The sequence below is a fragment of the Aerococcus sp. UMB7834 genome (genome assembly GCF_030215145.1).
Classification (GTDB): Bacteria; Bacillota; Bacilli; order Lactobacillales; family Aerococcaceae; genus Aerococcus.
Map to the genome: position 1 here is coordinate 73,283 of NZ_JASOLI010000004.1, position 20,170 is coordinate 93,452.

Below are 20,170 nucleotides of genomic sequence, written 5' to 3' on the forward strand. Positions count from 1 at the left end.
CCTTCCATAAATACGTTAAGCTTGTTCTATTATACAATGAATAACTGGGATGAGTTAGTCATTTGATGTTTATTAATTTTTATTTTTCCCATGTAGAGTTTTCAAGAAGATTAGGAAGCTGACTAGGCTGCTGATGCCAGCTAAAATAAGGCCTCTCGGGATAAAAATCAGCTGGACTAGCTTGGAACCTGCCGGCAGGTCGACTCCCAAGAAGTAATGGGCTTCCCGGTGGACTGGCGTATAGCGGCCGTCGACAAAGGCATGCCAACCTTTATCGAAGGGAATACTGAGAAAGAGACGGGAGGCATCGTCTGATTTTTTCCTTTGCCCTCGGATGGCAGTGGGCGAAAAGGCTTCAATTTCTAGTGCTCGACCTTGAGCAAGTTGGGCCATGGCTGCTGTGCTTTGCCGGCTAGAGAGATAAAAGTCAGGCTTAGGATCTGCAATTATATCATCGTTGAAGCTAACGGTGATGTCTACGCTGGCCGTTTCCTGGTCATAAGTGTGGAGGGTATGATTTTTCTTATCTAGGTTGATGTGGCTAAAGGCTTGGTCATGATAAATTTTCAGGCCTTGACCAGACTGACCTTTGAATTGGTAGTTCACCATTTGATCAGGGGTCTTGGTGATTTGGTAGCGGATCTTGCCTGGTTTATGGGAATCAATTCGGGAGTAGTTGACTTGGCCGTTTGCTTCAACAGCGTGTACATTCTCCAAATGAACAGTCACTTGTCTAGCTGCTAAGGGTTGATAGTAGTCCCTAATTCCAGTGGTATAGGCAAAAAGTTCATTTTGAAAAGCAAAGGGTTGGCTTTGGTTATGAAAAGTTTTTTGCCAATCGATTTCGTAAGCGAGGGGGAAGGCTTGAAGATTTTTATAGATAAGGACTTGGTCCAGTTCTTCTCCCTGACCTAGACTGGGCAAGGGGTAGTCGCTGAGTAGGTAACGTAAGCCCATCCACTGATTAGCTGCCAAAGTTGACCCGTAAGCAAAACGGGCCCAATTGCCATTGTCATGGAAGCCAAGCTTACCCATGAGCTCGATGACCTCGGCTGTCTCATTAGAACTATAGTGGGAAAGGCCGGGATAGTTGAGCAAGAGGGGATCGTTGTTAGCATAGTGTCGGTTCTTTTCTAGACGGTAAAAGCCGGTGTCTTGGGACTGAAGCTGCTGAATAGGTTCTTGATAGCGTGAAACGAACTGGCTAAAAGCCTGGGCGTCTTGGTAGGCCATTTTATTGAGTGTGTAATAGCCATTGCTGAAAACCTCATAAGCAACGAGCAGGACCAGCCCGAAACTGAAGAATAACTGACCTGGTCGGTAGCGCAGCCAAGCTTGACCTAAGAGAAGGCCTAGCCCTATTCCTAGGCAGATCAGGCTTGTTAAGATATCGCTTGACTCTAGATAAGCGTAGCTCTGGCGGCTAATAAGAAGTCCAAGTCCAAGAAGGATGGCTAAGCTAGCGACATAGCGTCGCCAAGAAAAGTTGCTCGCTTTAATTTCTTCAGCCGCCATTAGGACTATAAGACCAGTGGAGAGAAAGCTATAGCGGAAGGGAAACCAGGTGGGCTCATTGAAACCATGCCAGATTAAGTTTAGATTGAAATATTTCATGGATAGGTAGAGGCTAAAGAGTAGAAGCCCCCCTCTGGCTTTTTTAGAGCGGGCAATGCTTGGGTTGAATAGCCCAGCTACACTGACTAAAAGAATGAGGCTAGCTACAAAAACATTGGCCAAGCCAGACTTGGTATCGCCAGCTTGGAAAGCTCCGATAAAGAACTTGCTAGCGAAGTCTAAAAAAGAAAACTGACTATGAAAATCGATCAGTTGGCTAGGGTCTAGACCTGCTTTACCTCCTTGAAGGGAGAAAAAACTTGGGATAAGTGTCAGACAGGATAAACCGCCAGCTAGGAGAGAAGCTGATAAGAAAGCTTTAAAGCGGACCTTGGCTTCCTGCCAGCTTCCGGAGAAAGCAAAATCGCTCAAAAGTCGACAAATAAAATACAAGAGAGAAAAAAGGCAGAGCATGGCCCCCATATAATAATTGTTGAGGATGGCTAGGGCCAAAATCAGAGTATAAAAGTGCCACCTGCCTTGGCTGAACAAACGGTCTAGCCCATCAATTAATAGAGGGAAAAGGATGCAAGCATCGAGCCACATAATATTCTGTTGGTAGACGATGAGGTAGCCCGACAGACCGTAAGCTAATCCCAAGGCAATGGCAGCCCAAGTTTGGAGTTTGCGCTTTGCCATCAGCCAAGTCATCGAGGCGCTAGCTGTCGCCATCTTTAAGCTCGTAATAAGAGTGATTGCCAGGGGAAAGGCCTTGAGCGGAAAGAGGAGGAAGAGGAGGTTGAATGGACTGAGCAGATAGTAGTTAGTCAGCCCAATCATGTTGCCGGACATGGTCTTAGAGAAAGAATAAAGAAAGCTATCCTGCCCCAATAAGGCATTCTTCAAATAGGAAAAATAAGCAATATATTGACCATTCATATCCGTCACCAGGAGAGATTTATCACCAAAAGGCGTGATACCTAGACGATAGTAAATCGCAAGTTGAATGGTCAAAGCCAAAGTAAAACTTAGGCTGAGAGCTCTATGCTTTTTGAAAAAAGAAATAATCATGAAAATTCTGCCTCCAACTTAGTCTATAAGCTTAAGTATAGCAAAATTTCCTTTAAGACTTTGCTAAATGTCATAAGAGATCAGCAAGGATATGCTAAAATAACTTTATTGTAAAAGTTTGAGAAAAGAGGATCTAACGTGCAAAAAATTATCCAACAAATCATTCGCTTTGGCTTGATCGGTGTCCTTGCCACAGTGATTGACTTTGCCCTATTAACGGGCCTTACTGAATGGGGCCATGTCCACTACTTGCTGTCAGCGGGGATTGCCTTTGTTGTCGCTACGATTTTTAATTATCTTGCCAGCATGCGCTATGTTTTTGTGAGTCGTTTTTCTAAGGAAGAGCGGGTCCAGGAATTGCTCTTGTTTGTCAGTCTGTCAGTGGTAGGCCTGATCCTCAACCAGTTCTTTATGTGGGCCTTCGTTGAAAAACTCGGCATCTTTTACCTCCTAGCCAAAGTCCTAGCCACCTTCCTTGTGATGGCGTGGAACTTTATCTCAAGAAAATTATGGATTGAATAAGGCATGAGGTTATCACTGGTTAAAGTGACTAAGATGGCTTATAGTAACTATGGGGGATTTTTTAAAGTGAATGAAAATGGCCGAGGGATCAAAAAAGAAGCCTGATTTGATGGGCTTTCTTTAGTCTTCTTCCCGCATAGGCGGGGGTGATCCCACATTCAGCAGATTGGTAACGGCAGGGACAAGCTTCTTCCCGCATAGGCGGGGGTGATCCCATGGGTGACATCATTGAAGACGCGAAAGTCTACTTCTTCCCGCATAGGCGGGGGTGATCCTTGCGCCTTCGCCAAGCTCTTCCATGGCCTGCTCTTCTTCCCGCACATGCGGGGGTGATCCTGGACAGTGAAGGCCTAACGATAACGAATACCTCTTCTTTCCGCATACGCGGTACACGCAAACTTAAAGCAAGACAAAAAGAAAAAGCCAGAAAGAATATTTCTTCCTGGCTTATGTTCATTATAGGCTAGATTATTTAAGGTACCTTGCTTTCTAGATCAGAAATTCGTTGTTCGAGCGATGAGATTTCTTCATGCATACTTGAGATTTCCTCGGTCATTTCATCGATGGTATTAGGGGGAATTTCTTCTTGGCGTGGATTGTTTTCGATAACGAGCCAAGCAATAAAGAAGATGGCAGTCACTGCAAGAATGACATAGATCCAATTGAGTTTGGGTGAGCCGTGGTCTAATTGCTCGAGGGCTTCATCGACGGTCAGGTTCTCCAAACGTTTCCGTTCACGTTCACTGAGATTTTCCAAATCCTTTAAGCGATAATATAATTTTTGGCGTTTCGCTTTTTTAGTCATTTTTGTCCATCCTTTTTACTAGCCTTGATTATACTGAGAAGGCCCATTCACCTTGCTTAAAGATAGGGACTTCTTCGCCGTTTGCGCGGATGCCGTAAATATCCATAGTTTCGGAACCAATCATGAAGTCGACATGGACATTTGAGACATTTAAGCCAATAGCTTGAAGTTCTTCATCCGACATTCCTTCCGTGTTTTTAACCGTGGTGGGGTAGGCTGCACCGATAGCTAAGTGGTTGGAAGCATTCTCATCAAATAAGGTGTTATAGAAGGTGAGATTGCTTAAGGAGATTGGGGACCGGTGAGGAACGAGGGCGACTTCGCCCAGACCACGCGCTCCATCGTTATTTTCAATCAGATCTTCGAGGATCTTTTGTCCTTGGTCAGCCGTAATTTGGCTAATTTGCCCATCTTCAAAATGGACTTCAATGCCTTTAATGGTAGTGTTGGCATAGGACAAGGGCTTGGTTGAACGCACATAGCCAGACATCCGACGCGTATCTGGGGCGGTAAAGATTTCTTCTGTCGGCATATTGGCGATAAAAGGTTTACCATCTTGACTGAGGCTTTCTGCAGAGGTCCAGATGTGGTTTTTAGGTAAACCCAGATAGAGGTCTGTCCCCGGAGCTAGGTAGTGGAGGCCGTCGAATTGTTGGTCGTTCATATAAGCCGCGCGTTTTTCTAAATTATCTTTGTGTTGGTCCCAAGCAGCTACGGGGTCGTCTTCATAGACCCGGCAAGCTTTAAAAATTTCGTGCCAGAGAGCGTCGACGCAACTTTCAGGATCATCCGCTAATTCGGGAAAGACATGGCGGGCCCAGCCGTAAGAAGCGGCTGCAGCAACTCCCCATTTAATGGCATTTTTCATGGTAGCTTCCCTGCGCGCTTCGAAGGCTAGGCTATTGGCCTTTTGAACTCGGTGAATTTTTTCATCAGGGATATCGTCTAGCAAGTTAGGGTCGCTGGAGATGACGGATAGGCGGCTGATTTTCTTATTTTCAATCAAGTCTTTATCGCGAGCGATGGTGTACTCTTCGATAGTGGTTAGATTTTCGCTGGCCACATATTGGTAGTCCATTTTTTTTATCGAGTCATCTTGCTAAGTGAAGTAAACGCGCTTGGCTCCTGCTTCATAGGCATGTTTGGCAAGTAGACGGGCCAGGGGAGCTTGGTCGATGTCAATATAAATCATGACATTCTCCTGACTTTCTACTTGAATACTTTTTTTGATAAGGAGTTGGGCATATTTATCGAGTAGTTCATTGAAATTCTCCATAAGGGCCTCCTTTTAAGCGTTCATGGATTGGTAGCATTCAAGGCATTCCGAAGCAAGTTTTTCGATAGCTTGGATGTCGTCTTCTTCTGGGTTTAAGTCAACTTTGACGGATTCACCTCCGCGTGTCGCTCCGGTTTCTGCCAAGCGTTCGTCGAAGTCAATAACAGACTGGCAGAATTTTTCATAGAAAAGGTCGCCTGAACCCAAGGCAGCATAGACCTTACCTGTCAAGTCAACCTCTTCTAGGTCTTCATAGAGGTCGACGATTTCATCGGGCAGGTCACCGTCTGTGCCGTAGGTGTAGGTGGCAACCACGCAAATATCTGCGTCTAAGAAGTCTTCGCCGTAAGCATCGGTGCATTCGACCATTTCACAGTCAACACCTAGGTCTTCAAAGGCGGCAGTCATCACGTCGGCAATTTCTTCTGTGTTACCAGTTAAACTGGCATAAATTATTAAGGCTTTAGGCATAACATTTCCTCCATTATTTAATTAAAGCTTTCTCTCTAAAAGTATAGCAAATTATCTCTCTAGCTGCGACTTCCAATGACTCAACAAGGAAGTATAAATAAGAGAGGCCGAATGGTCACAAGAGTGAAGCATTCGGCCAAGCAAAGGCTAGTTTGAGTTAACGTAAGGCGTAGATGCTGTGGCTTTCAAAGTCGTCTTGGATATCTTCTGGTAACCAGTTCAACGTACTGCGGACAAGCATTTCTGCAATCACGCGGGTATCGTCAAAACGGTTGTGGGTCATTAAGTAAGAGATATTCTCGACATACATTAGAATCCAAATTTGTGTGGAGAAGAAATCATTCTCCTCATTGCCCATACTATCATTGACCGCAGCAATTAAAGCGCGACAGGCTTCAACGCATTCTTCCTCTAAGAAGTCGTGGTCTCCGAGTGAGGTTAAGGTTCTAAGAATTTCTAGTAAACCATTGTAAAAATTTTCACGGTTGTGGTCGTTGAAGGCTTGCTTTAATCCTTTTAGTAATTGGTCACACTCTTCTTTGATTACAGCCCCATCTGTTTGGTTCTTTACCATGCGGTCGAGCAGGCGGAACCAGAGAATGAGCGCATAACGCCCTCTTAAGGCAATAATGCTTTCGTCATTTGGCGCTTCTTTAACAAAGTAGCCTCGGTAAGGCCGCGTTTCAACAATTCCTTCTTCTTCAAGTACGCTCAAAGCAGCCCGTATTGGACTCCGACTCATACTCAAACGATCTGAAATATCAGCTTCAACGATATGGTGGCCAGTTTTCCAATTATCGCGTAGGATCTGGTCCTTAATATACAAATAGGCTACTTGCTCAAATTTTTGTGTTTTACCCATAATGAATCACCCTTTGCCTTTTTTGTTCTTATTTTATTTAAGAATTATATATCCCATTCAATTTTATTTTGCGTGAATATCGTATAAAAGTCAATTATTATGTTTTTTAAAGCCATTAATTATGCGAAAATATTGACTCTAAAGCTTTGCATAAGTACCATATTGTTTTTTATGCCGTTCGATACTATGGGGTTATGGAAAAGCGGTTTAGGCTATCCAAAAATATTGCATCCAGGTCCTGTTAAAGTTAATATTTTCATGTATACTAGGAACAGTAGTAGAATGAAGAAAGGAAGTCAAATTTTTATGATTACTTTGAAATCCGAACGTGAAATTGAAGCAATGGATCGTGCTGGGTCGATTATTGCCATGATTTTTGAAGAATTAAGAGATGTCGTGAAGCCTGGTATTACGACAGGAGAAATTGACCAGTATGTGGAACGTCGTATTCGCGAGGAAGGGGCCATCCCAGAAGAGGTTGGTTTTGAAGGCTATCCTTATGCGACCTGTACATCAACTAATGATGAAATTTGTCACGGCTTCCCTGACCGTAAGCGGGTGTTGAAGGCAGGGGACATTTGCTCAGTGGATACGGTTTTATCCATCGATGGTTTCTTTACCGATTCTTGTACCACCTTTGCGGTCGGCGAAATTGATCCTGAAACCCAACGTCTACTCGATGTAACCAAGAAGGCCATGTACCTAGGTATCGAACAGTGTGTGGCTGGAAATCGTATTGGTGATATTGGAGCGGCCATTCAAGAATATGTTGAAGCAGAAGGTTTCTCCGTAGTGCGTGAATTTGTGGGACATGGTATCCAGCCTACTATGCATGAAGAACCAGCCGTTCCTCACTATGGGACAGCTGGTCGTGGTCTACGCCTGAAAAACGGAATGACCCTCACCGTAGAACCCATGGTCAATGTAGGCGCTTGGAAGTCAAAAATGGATGATAATGGTTGGACGGCTCGAACCATTGATGGAAGCCTCTCTGCCCAATATGAACATACCTTGGCGATTACACCAGATGGGCCTAAAATCCTTACCATGCAGTCACCTGTCCCAGGCGAGGATGCTTTAGGTCTTGACCAATTGAAGATTAATTATAATTATCCACAATCAAATTAAAAAATAAGAAAGGTGCGGCAAAAAGTGTTCAGTGCTAACTGACTTTTGTCGCACTTTTTACTTGGGTTCAGACTGTCAGAAATAGCCCTCTTTACAAAGATTCGTCGAAGATGTCTAGTCTTCTCAGGGCTTTTACTCCAGAGGCTTATTTCTCCCGCATCCTCTCACTCCCTTCTTTAAGAAATGCTAAAGTTTAGCTTGTGATTGCTTGGCTATGGTATAATTCATCTATGTATTAGTGAAAGTTATTAAGGTAAAGGAGACACGAACCCATGGATGAAGATAAGTATGTAGCGCGTCGTGAAAGGCGGCGGTCGAAAAGCTTGAAAAAGAAGCGGCCAGGCTGCTTCATTTTGCTTGGCCTATTGCTTATTTTATTCACTTTAGCAGGTTTTGGGGCTTATAAGTTCTATGGGAGCCTCTCTCAATTTACCAATAGTATCTACCAGCGTGTTGCCCGGGATAATATGCGCGATGCTAACGTATCCTTGCGCAAGGGGGAGCCGGTGTCGATTCTTTTAGCAGGCATCGATAATGGGGCTCTCTTCTATAAAGATGTGCCAGATGGACGCTCTGATGTCATGATGGTGATTACCATTGATCCTGAGAATAAAAAATCCCAGCTCTTGAGCGTGCCGCGTGATGCGCTTGGCCCCATGGACCGCACGGATGACTTTGATAAGCTCAACCATGCCTATATGGATTACGGGATTAAGGGGACAATTAACTCCTTGCAGCGTTACCTTGACCTGCCCATTGATTATTATGTCGAAGTGAATATGAAGGGCTTTATCGACATTATCGATGGCATGGGGGGGATTGAGATCACCCCCAATCAAACTTTTACCCAGAATGGTGCCAAGTTTGAAGAAGGGGTGACACGGACCTTAACGGGTGAAGAAGCTATTCACTATGTGCGGATGCGCAAGGCCGATCCAGAAGGTGATATTGGTCGCGAGAAGCGCCAGCAACAGTTGGTCAAGGCAGTGATTGATAAGGTGCTGACCCTCGATACGATTACGAATTTCAGGGAAATTATGGCTGCCCTTGGTAATAATCTGAAGACGGATTTGAGTTTAAATGATATGATGGCCTTACAGAAGAATTATCTTCCAGCCCTAGCTTCTATTGAACGTTTAGTCTTCAAAGACCACCAAGATCTTAATTTAGACTTTGGCTACTATCTCTTGGTACCAGAGAAAGAGCGCCGGGAGATGTCTAATAAGCTACGAGCTAGTCTGGGCTTAGGACCGACGCAAAAAGTTATTGTTTACCCTCCTAGTTATGGGGTAGTCAACCGTTACTTCAGGGTGGTCGATGAAGATGAAGACGGTCAGATAACTGATGATGACCTCTTGACCTCAGCAAGTGACTATACCGTTGCTGATTTGAAAGAAAGGATTCACAAGGCCTCGATGAAGCGGGGCATTAACTACTTTGAAGATGTCTATATGGATGATGAAGGCGTGATGCAACCGTCGCTCCTTTACACGCCTAAGGATCAGATGCTACTTCAAGCGGACCAATTGAAACGTGCCGACCGTTTTGGTGGATCGATCGATTCGTCGGAAGAAAGTGGGGGCCAAGTGCCCTTAGAATCGGGCCAGGGCCTAGGACCAGCTGACCAAGGACCGAGTGCTTTGCCGGGTTCTTCTGGCTTAGTTGATCCTAGTTTAACAGCGCCATCAACTGGTCCGGGAGAGACAGGGACAGAATACGCTTATTAACGAGGAGGCTAGTTATGATTGCTGTAATAGGAAGTTTATCAACAGACTTTGTCGTGGAGACGGATATCTTAGCTGACCGTGGTGAAACGGTTACTGGGCGAGATTTCCACACGCTTTTTGGCGGTAAGGGGGCCAACCAGGCTATTGCCGCAGCGCGTTTAGGTGGGCAAGTCACGATGTTTGGCTGCGTAGGGGATGATGTCTTCGGGGCAGAAATCCTAGCTAATCTTAAAAAAGAGGGAATAGACAGCCAGGCAGTGGAAATTATTCCCAATCAGTCTTCGGGTTCGGCCCATATTACTGTTTACCAAGCAGATAATGCGATTATTTATATTCCTGGCGCCAACCAGGAAGTGACAGTGGCTTATCTCGAGCGCCACCAAGAGGCCCTTTTGGCTGAGGAGTTTTTTGTTATTCAAAATGAAATTCCTATCGAGAGCATCCAGTATCTGATTGACCTTGCCCAGAGCCATGGCAAGCAAGTGATCTATGACCCTGCTCCAGCGATTGCCCTAGATGAAAGCTATGTTGAAAAATGTAGCTACCTGACACCGAATGAATTCGAATTGAATAACCTATGCCCCAATGCATCGATCGAAGAGGCGATTCAGCGCTATCCTGAGCGCCTATTAGTCACTCTGGGAAAAGATGGGGTGACCTATGCCCAGCAGGTTGACCGTGCAATCCAACATGTGCCGGCTTTTTCAGTCCAAGCGGTGGATACCACAGGGGCAGGGGATACCTTTACTGGAGCTTTTGCCTATGCCTTGAGCCAAGATTTGCCCCTCAAAGAGGCGGTGGCCTTCGCTAATGGGGCCAGTGCCCTGTCCGTTCAAAAGCTTGGGGCTCAAACGGGTATGCCGACCTGGGAAGAGCTGCTAGCTAGTGAGTATTTCCAGGAAGACTGGTTGACTTATTTTGAAAAGAATTAAGGAGGATTTATGAGCAAAAAAGCCTTGTATGCAGGAAGTTTTGATCCGATCACGCGGGGCCATCTCGATATTATCCAACGGGGCGCCCGGCTCTTTGACCAAGTCTATGTCGCGGTTGCCAGTAATACCTCTAAGCAAGCCTTGTTCAGTCCAGAAGAGAAGGTAGCCTTAGTTGAAGAAGTGACAGCTGACCTGGCTAATGTGCAAGTGTTGCAGTTTACAGATGGTCTGACAGTTGACTTAGCCCGAGACTTGGGGGCTAGCGCCCTACTTCGTGGGATTCGTAACAATACAGATTTTGAGTATGAAATGAATATGGCTGAGATTAACAAGCTCCAAGCCCCTGATATTGAGACGGTGATTCTCTTATCCGATGCGGCATACCGTGCCTATTCATCAAGCATGATTAAGGAAGTGGCTAGCTTCGGCGGAGAAGTTGAGGCGGCGGTACCTAAAGTCGTTGCCCAAGCTATGTTAGCCAAATATAAGGACTTGAATGCATAAAAAGACTCCTGACCAGCAGCTGCTGGTTCGGGAGCCTTTTTCATTGGTAAGTTTTTAATTTTGACTGGCTTATCCAGCGCTAATTTGACCGACCACGTCGTCATGTTTGACTTGGCCTTGGGCTGTGATAGTTAAGTTGTCAACATCTTGCATATTGGTACAAATCACAACAAAAGTGTCATCCTTACCAGCTTCGCGGATGGCTTCTAAGTCGACCTTGGTTAAGAGATCGCCTTGTGCAATCACTTGCCCCTCATGGACCTGGTGTTCGAAGGGCTTCCCCTCCAATTCAACAGTATCGAAACCTAAGTGGATAAGGAACTCGAGGCCGGATTCGGTAGTAATGCCCATACCGTGTTCAGTTGGGAAAATGGTCTTAATCTCACCATTAATAGGGGCATAGACTTCACCTTGGCTGGCCTTAAGCGCATAGCCATCGCCAAGCATTTTCTCTTGGAACATGGGGTCACTGACATCCTCTAACTTGACCATCTCACCATCGGAAATGGCATAGAGTTCTTGGATACTGTCATCATAGCTAGTTTCTTCTTGGCTTTCCTTATGTTTATTTCGTTTAAAGAAGTCAAACATCTGCACTCCGCCTTTCTATTCTATATGTATTATAGCCCTTTCTGGGATCGGTCTGCAACATCAAGGCGTAAAAGCGCTGATTCTTAAACATATCCTCAAGAATATGGCCTAGGCCTTAACGGGGACATCGACATAGACCTTATCTCCAAGCTCAAAATTGGCCTGGCCGCTGCTGAGATTGGTGATGGCTTCTTGGCAGGCTTCTACTTGGTCTTCGGCAACCCCGAGATGATAGCAAACATCTGCAAGATAGGTCGTATCCAGCAGCTGGTAGGGACTGTTTTCAATCCAATGTTCCATGGGTCCGGTGAGCGGGTAGTCCACTTTAACAGCGACTTCTTGTTGGACTTGGCGTTCAACGATACCGATAGCTTGGAGGGCTTCACTCACCGCATGGCTATAGGCGCGGACAAGGCCACCAGCTCCCAGTTTGGTGCCACCAAAATAGCGGGTGACAATGACAATGATGTTTTTTAAGTCCATTTGTTTAAGAACTTCGAGCATCGGGACACCCGCTGTCCCGCTCGGTTCGCCGTCGTCCATGGCTCGTTGAATTTGGTTGCGTTCGCCAATTTGGAAGGCAACGCAATTGTGGGTGGCCTTCCAATGTTTTTTATTAATTTCTTGGATGAAATCCTGAGCTTCTTCCTCACTAAAGACCCGTTTGGCCTGGCAGATGAAGCGGGATTTTTTGATTTCAATTTCATGTTCTCCTGCTTGGCGTATGGTGCGATAAGCTAACATCGCCTTCACCTCATTTCTATACTTACTTTCATTTTACGCGAACGAGACTCAAATTTCGACTTTTTTATCTTTTTAAGGAAAGTATCTTTACTTTTATAAAAGCATTTAGTGAATAAATAAAGTTTTGGTTTATATATGAGTAAGGAGGAAGATGTATGGAAGAAGATTTAATGGATAGCCTGCGCGGTCGTTTGCTGACGGCGGAAGAGGTGGGGCTAGCTCCTGAGCAAATCGAAGGGTTGGAGGGGGCCCAGTGCCTAGAGGCGGTGAATGGCCAGTATGGACAGTTAAGCTGCCAGCGTTGCCACAACCAGGACCAGGCGGCTTTTTACCGGAATCCTTGTTTCCAACGTGAAAACTGCTACTATTGCCTATCTTGCTTACAGTTTGGCAAAGTCTCTTCTTGCGATAAGCTCTACCATCTTCCCCGTAAGCTGGCGGCTAAGCCGTCGGAAGCGGAAGTCTGTCTGGCCTGGCAGGGGCAATTATCCGACCAGCAGGCAGAAGGCGCCCAGAAGATCCGGCAGAGATTCGAAGAGGGGAAAGATTGTTTTATTTGGGCAGTAACTGGAGCGGGGAAAACGGAAATGTTATTCCCGGCCCTCCAAGTCGCCATGGCGAACGGCAAACGTCTGTCCTTAGCCAGTCCACGCTTGGATGTCTGTAATGAGCTCTACCCCCGCTTACAAGCGGCCTTCCCCCAGCTTGATATCGCTCTCTTGCACGGGGAATCCGACCAGTCTTTTCGTGACTGCCCGTTGACCATTTGTTCCACCCACCAGCTCATCCGTTTTCAAGCATATTTTGATGGCATTATTATCGATGAAGTGGATGCTTTTCCTTTTGTCGATGACCCAACTTTACATTTTGCGGCTGAGCGTGCGCTAGTTGAAGGGGGCGTGCGAATTTTCTTATCGGCAACTCCTAGTCGGCGACAGGAAGCAGCGATCAACAAACAAGAAGTGGCTGCTTTTATCCTACCTGCCCGCTACCACCGCAAGGCCTTGCCTGTTCCCCACTATGTTTGGATTGGCGATTGGCGGCAATCCCTGAGTCAAGCTAAATTGCCCCGCCGGTTGCAGCACTGGATAGGCAGCAAGCTAGAGGCCAAACGTCGCTTTTTGCTCTTTTTACCCCATATTCCTTTGATGTTGGCCTTGGAGGAGGTCTTACACCGCGTTTTTGACCAGTCCCGCCTAGCTAGTGTATCTGCTAAAGATCCTGAGCGCACAGCCAAGGTCCAGGTCATGCGGGAGGATGGCTATGATTTCTTGCTTACGACGACGATTCTCGAAAGAGGGGTGACCTTCCCTAATATTGATGTGGCGGTTCTCGGCACGGAAGATCCGACCTTCACCCAGCAGGCCCTGGTTCAGATCAGCGGCCGGGTGGGACGGAAGGCGGACGCGGCGACAGGAGAGGTGGTCTTCTTCCACCAGGGAAAAACGCGGGCCAGCCAGGCAGCAATCAGGCAGATTAGAGGCATGAACCGTCTTGCTCGTGAGAGGGGGCTTCTCGATGACTAGGTGCCTCTTGTGCCAAGAAAGCATGTCGGCTCATTTCTCACTCAAGGATTTTTTAGCTTTCCACCCTATTACAGAAGCTAAGTTATGTACAGCCTGCTGGCAAAGTTTTGCTTGGATAAGTGGGCAAACCTGCCAGCAATGCGGGCGCCCCCATGAAGACCTAGATAGTGTTTATTGTAGGGACTGCCTGTGCTGGCAGGACCAGGGTTGGTATTTTAAAAACTGCGCCCTCTTGCATTACGACGCAGCCTTTAAGGCCTGGCTCCACCAATTCAAACGCTTGGGGGATGTGCGATTGGCTGCTTCTTTTGAACAAGTCATGCGTGACTTTCACCAAGAACGGCCGGAAGCTATCTGGCTGCCTCTGCCATCGAGTGAGTCCAATTACCGTAAGCGGGGCTTCCACCAAACCGAATGTATCCTAGAAGCAGTCGGTCTTCCCTATGAACAAGCTTTCTTACCTAGCCAGTCCAAGGAAGGGAAGCAAGCACTCAAGGGACGACGCGAGCGCCTCCAAGTGGACCGCGGTATCCGTTTAGCTCCAACTTTTTCTTATCCCAAAGACCAGGCTTTTATTCTTTTTGACGATGTCTATACCACGGGAGCCACTATGTTTGCTTGTTACCAAGCCCTCAACCAAGCGGGTTATCAGAATTTATCGGGCTTTACTTTGGCACGATAGATTGAACAAATTAAATTTCTAAGGCCTTTTCATTGAAAAAGAAAGCGTTATTTTTTATAATAAGATTAGAATCAAGAAAGCGAATGAGCTTTCGCCAGGAAACTGGTTAGAAAGGAATGAGTATTTATGTTTACTTATAATGTTAGGGGAGAAAATATTGAAATTACTCCAGCTATCCGTCAATATGCGGAAGATAAGATTAGTAAGCTAGAGAAATATTTCGATAATGATCCAGAGGCAACAGTATACGTGAATGCTAAGGTTTATCAAAACCATGATGCGAAAGCAGAAGTTACCATTCCTCTCCCACGATTGACGCTCCGTGCAGAAGTTACTTCACAAGACCTCTACGGGAGCATCGATTTAGTGGTAGATAAACTAGAGCGCCAAGTTCACAAGTATAAAACACGGATGAACCGCCGCTCTCGGGAAAAAGGACTCGGTGAAATTGCTGCTGATGAGCAGAAAGCTGGGAGCGACGATCATGGGATTGAAATCGTTCGTCAAAAAACTTTCTCAGTTAAACCGATGTCAGCAGAAGAAGCCGTTCTCCAAATGGACTTACTCGGCCACAACTTCTTCATCTTTGAAAATGCAGAAACCGAAAGCTTTGCCTTAGTTTATAAACGTCATGATGGCAAATATGGTTTAATTGATATTGAAGAAGAGTTCACTAAAGACTAAGACAGTCTGTAAAAAATCATTTATCTTAAAGAGTCAGTCTCAGGCTGGCTCTTTTTGTGTGCATTTGAAAGTGTTTAGAAAGAGGATTCAACTTGTGCTTGCTAGAAATTCCTTTATAATTAGAATTGAAGGTTTTTAGCTAATTATATAGATAGAAAGTGTGGGATATAATGGAATTGTACGAAATTCGTCACTCGCTCGATGGAAACCGCGATCAATTGGAAAGCTTCAGGGGGTCTCTTTGACTTAGACAGTTTGGAAGAGACGATTGCTGAAAACGAAGCGAAAATGCTGGATCCATCCTTTTGGGACGATTCGGACAAGGCTCAGGAATTGATTCAAGCCAATAACCAGGCGAAGTCTGTTTATCAAACCTTCCATGACTTGGAGGAAGAGTACGAGGAACTTGAGACTCTCTATGAATTGGTCAATGAGGAACCTGATGATCCCGATCTTGGGACAGAACTGCAGGATAAGATGCAAGCTTTCACCCAAGCAATGGCTAAGTATGAACGAAACATGCTGCTCAGCGGCGAGTATGATAAGCTTTCAGCGATCGTTGAAGTTCATCCAGGAGCTGGGGGAACGGAATCCCAAGACTGGGCGAGTATGTTGACCCGGATGTACGAACGTTGGGCGAGCCAACATGGTTATAAGATTAATTACTTAGACTATCAATCTGGGGATGAAGCAGGCATTAAGACGGTTTCGATGGAAATTCTTGGCCACAATGCATACGGCCTCTTGAAGTCTGAACATGGGATACATCGTTTAGTAAGAATTTCCCCCTTTGATTCCAATAGTCGCCGCCATACCTCCTTTGCCTCAGTAGAGGTGATGCCAGAGATTGACCAACAGACAGAGATTGAGATTAACCCGGATGATATTGAAATGGACGTCTTTCGCGCGTCAGGGGCTGGGGGCCAGCATGTTAACAAGACATCATCAGCTGTCCGCCTCAAGCACTTGCCCACGGGAATTGTTGTTGCCTCCCAAGACCAGCGTTCCCAGTTCCAGAACCGGGAAGTCGCCATGCGGATGCTCCAAGCTAAATTGGCTCGAATTCTAGAAGAAGAAAACGCCAAAGAGTTGGATGAAATTCGCGGCGAGAAATCTCAGATTGCCTGGGGCTCTCAGATCCGATCTTATGTTTTCCATCCTTATAACATGGTCAAGGACCACCGAACGAATTGCGAAACAGGCGATGTCGATGGGGTGATGGATGGCGAGATTGATCTCTTTATTGATGCCTATCTTAAGGCTCAGTTGGATAATGAAGTTGAGAATTAAGTCGTGATGAAGATGGGGTGTAAGGAATGAAAAAGGTACTAATTGTTGATGATGAAGCGTCAATCCGTAAGTTATTGCAATTTAACTTAGAGAAGGAAGGCTATGACGTGACGACGGCGGAAGATGGTAACCGGGGTTACGAATTAGGGAAAAGCAATGACTTTGACTTGATCATCTTGGATATTATGTTGCCGGGTATTGATGGTATGGAAATTTGCCGCCGTCTCCGGCAAAAAAATATCGAAACAGCCATCCTCATGCTAACAGCTAAGGATCAAGAGTTGGAGAAGATTATCGGGCTCGAACTAGGGGCGGATGACTATATGACGAAGCCCTTCAGTCCACGCGAAGTCTTGGCACGGATGAAGGCGATCCTGCGCCGGTCCACTCGGCAATCGGAAGAAAAAGCCAAGTCCCAAGCAGAGGCTGACTCCCTGCGCCAACATGTAGCAGAAAATTCTTATCCTGTTCCAGTGGATGACTTAGAGGAAGATGAGTTGGTCAAGGTGGGAGATATTATCATCAATACGGGAGACTTTTCCGTTAGCGTGCGCGGCCAGCTGGTTGACATGACACCTAAAGAATTTGACTTGCTTTACTATATGTCCAAACGGGTGAACCGGACCCTATCGCGGGAACAATTGCTACAGAAAATATGGGATTTTGACTATCCAGTTGAAACACGTATTGTGGATGTTCACATCAGCCATTTGCGTGAGAAAATCGAAGAGGATACCAAGAAACCACAGTATATTAAGACGGTTCGGGGTTTCGGTTATAAGTTTGAGGTTCCTAAGCCATGAAACGGCTCACCGCACGTTTAACAGGTCTTTTTGCCCTACTTTTTATTCTCTATAGTTTTCTCTTTGCCTATAATGCCAACTTAGTGGTGGAACACGCTGTCGGTGAGGAAACGCAGGAACAGATGACAGAGACAGCTGCTACCTTGCGCAAGTCTTTTATGTCCTTGGATGAAGAAAATATTCAAAATCGTGACCGCAAATGGGTGGGAATGATCAATAACTTGATTGGTGTTCTCAACCCAGCTGAGCGGATCATTATTTATGATATGGACAAGCGGGAATTGATTGCTATGGGGAATGCTGACTTGCCTGCTGCACCTCGAGAAAGTCAAGCTTTTGACAGGGCCTGGGCCAATACGACAGATTTTAAGACCCATGATAACAATTCCGAAGATAATACAATCTACCAGTATACGGAATTTATGCGCAATAGTAAGGGAGATCCCATTGCCTATATTCAAATTATCCGGGCGGTGTCCGATCTTTCTGCTGCCCAATCACGTTTGATGGGGATTGCTTTTATTTGTTCGATACTGGCTATGGCAGTCTTGTTAGCCTTGCTTTATTACTATTTCAAACGTTTATCGAATCCTGTCCAGGCTATTACCAGGATTGTTGATGATCTCTCCCACAATGATTATCAGAGTCGCTATGAAAGTAAGGGGATCGAGGAGTTCGATGAAATCGGTCGCAATATTAACGGTCTTGCAGAGAATTTAGAACGGCAGCAGGGACAGATTCTAACCCAACAGAAACGCTTAAACCAGCTGATTGACTACTTGATTGTTGGGGTCCTTCTTATTGATGACCAGCAACGTATCCAGGTAAGTAACTCAGCTTTCTTTACGATACTAGGTATTGAGACGAATGATATTTGGGGCAAGCGCTATGATAATGTGCTCCATGGTTACCGGCTCAAACAGATGATTGAGAATTGTTTTCAAGACAAGAGTAATTACAACGATGAGGTTTATTTATACTATCCCAAAGAGGTTATCTTAGATGTGAATGTGATTTATATCGAGGAATCGCCGGCGGGTCCTGATACGGGGAGCCAGGTAATTGTCCTGATCTATGATATTACGGAGATTAGACGCTTAGAGAAGGTTCGAACAGATTTTATTTCCAATGCCTCCCATGAGCTGAAGACGCCGATTACCTCGATCCAAGGCTTTGCTGAAACCCTCTTGGATGGTGCCTTGGAGGATCCTGACTTGGCCCAAGAATTTGTCGGTATCATAGCTTCTGAAAGTAATCGTTTAACCTCTTTAATTTCGGATATTTTGGACTTGTCTAAGATTGAACAGGATCAGATTGGTCATAAGGTAGAAAGTATCGACCTGGAAGTTCTGGCTAACGGTGCTGTGGTGCAAGCGGAAGAATTAGCCTTGCGGAAAGGAATCTCGCTGCATACAGTGAATCTTCGAGAGGAACCGATTATTTTTAATAGTGAAGCTGGGCGGATTGATCAAATATTAACGAATCTCGTGAACAACGGGATCAAGTACACCAATCCTGGTGGCGATGTCTGGATTATCTTAGACCTGATGGAAGCAGAGGGTTATGTGCATATTAGCGTCAAGGATAATGGTGTCGGGATTCCCCGTGAAGATTTGCCCCGTATTTTTGAACGCTTTTACCGGGTGAGCAAGGATCGGTCAACCAATTCAGGAGGGACAGGCCTCGGTTTATCTATTGTTCGTAACTTAGTCAATAGCATGAACGGGAAGATCCACGTAGAGAGTCAGTATGGCCAGGGCTCTTGTTTTAATGTCTATTTGCCTATGCTCGACTTGGAAGATAATGATGACGGAATTGAGATTTTAGAAGAATAGTTTTTTTAATTTTAAATTATAACAAACTTTACACAAAATTTACAAAACTTTAACATTACTCGCGGATTTTTAGCCCAAACTATACAAGAAATTTACATTTAACGTGTATGATTAATGTATAGCAAAAAATATTAATCCAAATGAACTCCAAGAGTTTAGGAAGGACGGTTAATTCATGGTAGAAATGAAGAAGTTTTCAAAATTAATCACTGTATTAGGGAGTGCGGCTCTATTAGCTGCATGTGGTAACTCAGCTAGCGATAGCGGTGATTCTGAAGCTGATGCAGGTGGCGCTTCTGGTGCTCCTGAAGGTTTAATCCAAGTGATCAGCCGTGAAGAAGGATCTGGTACACGTGATGCCTTTGTTGAAATTACAGGTGTTAAAGAAGGCGACAACGATAACACAACGGATGTGGCAGATATCCAAAACTCAACAGACGGCGTGATGACTTCTGTCGCTGGGGACCCAGCAGCTATTGGCTACATTTCTTTAGGGTCATTAAACGATACCGTTAAGGCCTTAAATGTCAATGGGGTTGAGCCAACTGAAGAAAATGTTGCCTCTGGTGACTATGCGATTGCTCGTCCATTTAATATTGTTCACAAGGGCGACTTAGAAGGCGCAGCTCAAGACTTCCATGACTTCATCTTCTCTAAGGAAGGCCAAGACATTATCTTAGCTGAAGGCTATGTACCAGTGAAGAGCGATGCTGAGGCTTATGCCGGCGACGGTTCTGCAGAAGGAAATATCAATATCTCTGGTTCCACTTCTGTTGGCCCTGTTATGGAAAAATTAAAAGAAGAATATGAAAAGCTAAACCCAGGTGTAAGCATTAACATCACCCAAAACGGTTCTGGTGCAGGGGTACAAGCTGCCCAAGAAGGAACCGCTGATATCGGTATGGCTTCCCGTGAACTTAAGGAAGACGAAACAGATGTTGAAGCAGAAGCAATTGCCCAAGATGGGATTGCTGTTATTGTAAATAATGAAAATGGTTTAGGAGATATTACTTTAGAAAGTGTTAAAGGTATCTTCGTGGGTGAAATCACAGATTGGTCAGAAGTTAAATAGTGACCTAGCTTAAGAAGAGAGGAGGACAGCTACTATTGAACACTAGTAGCTGTTTTCCAATGTTTATGAGACTTGTATATTTTAGAGGAGA

Annotated in this window: 18 protein-coding genes and 1 pseudogene; 12 read left to right on the forward strand and 7 right to left on the reverse strand. The window is 45.3% G+C overall.

Annotated elements, in window-relative coordinates; all coding sequences use genetic code 11:
- Positions 1-72: 72 nt before the first annotated feature.
- Complete coding sequence (locus QP339_RS04125; RefSeq protein WP_284910544.1) at positions 73-2,625, reverse strand: YfhO family protein; 2,553 nt, start codon at positions 2,623-2,625, stop codon at positions 73-75.
- 138 nt (positions 2,626-2,763) lie between these two features.
- Here QP339_RS04125 and QP339_RS04130 point away from each other — a divergent pair, with 138 nt between their 5' ends.
- Positions 2,764-3,147: a GtrA family protein gene (locus QP339_RS04130; protein WP_070616433.1), complete on the forward strand. Its 384-nt coding sequence runs from the start codon at positions 2,764-2,766 to the stop codon at positions 3,145-3,147.
- A gap of 472 nt (positions 3,148-3,619) precedes the next feature.
- Here the strand turns inward: QP339_RS04130 and QP339_RS04135 are convergent, their stop codons facing one another.
- The 4 genes and pseudogenes from QP339_RS04135 to QP339_RS04150 form a co-directional block, all read right to left on the reverse strand.
- Complete coding sequence (locus QP339_RS04135) at positions 3,620-3,952, reverse strand: hypothetical protein (protein WP_284910545.1); 333 nt, start codon at positions 3,950-3,952, stop codon at positions 3,620-3,622.
- A gap of 28 nt (positions 3,953-3,980) precedes the next feature.
- Positions 3,981-5,228 (reverse strand): annotated as a pseudogene (locus QP339_RS04140) (aminopeptidase).
- A 12-nt stretch (positions 5,229-5,240) separates the two neighbouring features.
- A complete protein-coding gene (locus QP339_RS04145) occupies positions 5,241-5,699 on the reverse strand; it encodes a flavodoxin (protein ID WP_067974583.1) in 459 nt (152 codons plus the stop codon).
- Positions 5,700-5,856: 157 nt separating this feature from the next.
- Positions 5,857-6,561, reverse strand: coding sequence for a winged helix-turn-helix domain-containing protein (locus tag QP339_RS04150; RefSeq protein ID WP_070616437.1), 705 nt, complete (start codon positions 6,559-6,561; stop codon positions 5,857-5,859).
- A gap of 306 nt (positions 6,562-6,867) precedes the next feature.
- On the opposite strand from QP339_RS04150, the gene map reads away from it, so the two are divergent.
- The 4 genes from map (at position 6,868) to coaD (ending at position 10,852) form a co-directional block, all read left to right on the forward strand.
- Entirely contained in the window at positions 6,868-7,689 is an 822-nt protein-coding gene (gene map / locus QP339_RS04155; RefSeq protein WP_070616438.1) for a type I methionyl aminopeptidase, read from the forward strand.
- 272 nt (positions 7,690-7,961) lie between these two features.
- A complete protein-coding gene (locus QP339_RS04160) occupies positions 7,962-9,416 on the forward strand; it encodes an LCP family glycopolymer transferase (protein ID WP_284910546.1) in 1,455 nt (484 codons plus the stop codon).
- Positions 9,417-9,430: 14 nt separating this feature from the next.
- Positions 9,431-10,348: a ribokinase gene (gene rbsK, locus QP339_RS04165; RefSeq protein WP_284910547.1), complete on the forward strand. Its 918-nt coding sequence runs from the start codon at positions 9,431-9,433 to the stop codon at positions 10,346-10,348.
- Between the two features lie 9 nt (positions 10,349-10,357).
- Positions 10,358-10,852 (forward strand): pantetheine-phosphate adenylyltransferase, encoded by a 495-nt coding sequence (coaD, locus tag QP339_RS04170; RefSeq protein WP_070616445.1) that lies wholly within the window; start codon positions 10,358-10,360, stop codon positions 10,850-10,852.
- A 69-nt stretch (positions 10,853-10,921) separates the two neighbouring features.
- Here coaD and QP339_RS04175 read toward each other — a convergent pair whose 3' ends face one another.
- Together QP339_RS04175 and QP339_RS04180 are read right to left on the reverse strand one after the other, a co-directional pair.
- On the reverse strand, positions 10,922-11,443 hold the full coding sequence (locus QP339_RS04175; protein ID WP_284910548.1) for a PTS sugar transporter subunit IIA: 522 nt from the start codon (positions 11,441-11,443) through the stop codon (positions 10,922-10,924).
- 108 nt (positions 11,444-11,551) lie between these two features.
- Positions 11,552-12,187: a YigZ family protein gene (locus QP339_RS04180; RefSeq protein WP_070616448.1), complete on the reverse strand. Its 636-nt coding sequence runs from the start codon at positions 12,185-12,187 to the stop codon at positions 11,552-11,554.
- 155 nt (positions 12,188-12,342) lie between these two features.
- Here QP339_RS04180 and QP339_RS04185 point away from each other — a divergent pair, with 155 nt between their 5' ends.
- From QP339_RS04185 to QP339_RS04215, 7 genes are all read left to right on the forward strand, one after another.
- Complete coding sequence (locus QP339_RS04185) at positions 12,343-13,713, forward strand: ATP-dependent helicase ComFA (protein ID WP_284910549.1); 1,371 nt, start codon at positions 12,343-12,345, stop codon at positions 13,711-13,713.
- Positions 13,706-14,395, forward strand: a complete 690-nt coding sequence (locus tag QP339_RS04190) for a ComFC family protein (protein WP_284910550.1) — start codon at positions 13,706-13,708, stop codon at positions 14,393-14,395. Before QP339_RS04185 ends, QP339_RS04190 begins: the two co-directional genes overlap by 8 nt.
- A 126-nt stretch (positions 14,396-14,521) precedes the next feature.
- Positions 14,522-15,079: a ribosome hibernation-promoting factor, HPF/YfiA family gene (hpf, locus tag QP339_RS04195; RefSeq protein ID WP_284910551.1), complete on the forward strand. Its 558-nt coding sequence runs from the start codon at positions 14,522-14,524 to the stop codon at positions 15,077-15,079.
- 170 nt (positions 15,080-15,249) lie between these two features.
- Positions 15,250-16,369, forward strand: a protein-coding gene (prfB, locus tag QP339_RS04200) for a peptide chain release factor 2 (protein ID WP_502869647.1) whose coding sequence is annotated in 2 segments (ribosomal slippage) — positions 15,250-15,309 and positions 15,311-16,369 — 1,119 coding nt in all. Because the reading frame shifts where the segments join, the coding sequence is not laid out codon by codon here.
- A gap of 26 nt (positions 16,370-16,395) precedes the next feature.
- On the forward strand, positions 16,396-17,172 hold the full coding sequence (locus QP339_RS04205) for a response regulator transcription factor (protein ID WP_070616455.1): 777 nt from the start codon (positions 16,396-16,398) through the stop codon (positions 17,170-17,172).
- Complete coding sequence (gene pnpS / locus QP339_RS04210) at positions 17,169-19,007, forward strand: two-component system histidine kinase PnpS (RefSeq protein WP_070616457.1); 1,839 nt, start codon at positions 17,169-17,171, stop codon at positions 19,005-19,007. Before QP339_RS04205 ends, pnpS begins: the two co-directional genes overlap by 4 nt.
- Positions 19,008-19,182: 175 nt before the next feature.
- Positions 19,183-20,079, forward strand: a complete 897-nt coding sequence (locus QP339_RS04215; RefSeq protein ID WP_070616458.1) for a substrate-binding domain-containing protein — start codon at positions 19,183-19,185, stop codon at positions 20,077-20,079.
- The last annotated feature ends 91 nt before the right edge of the window (positions 20,080-20,170 follow it).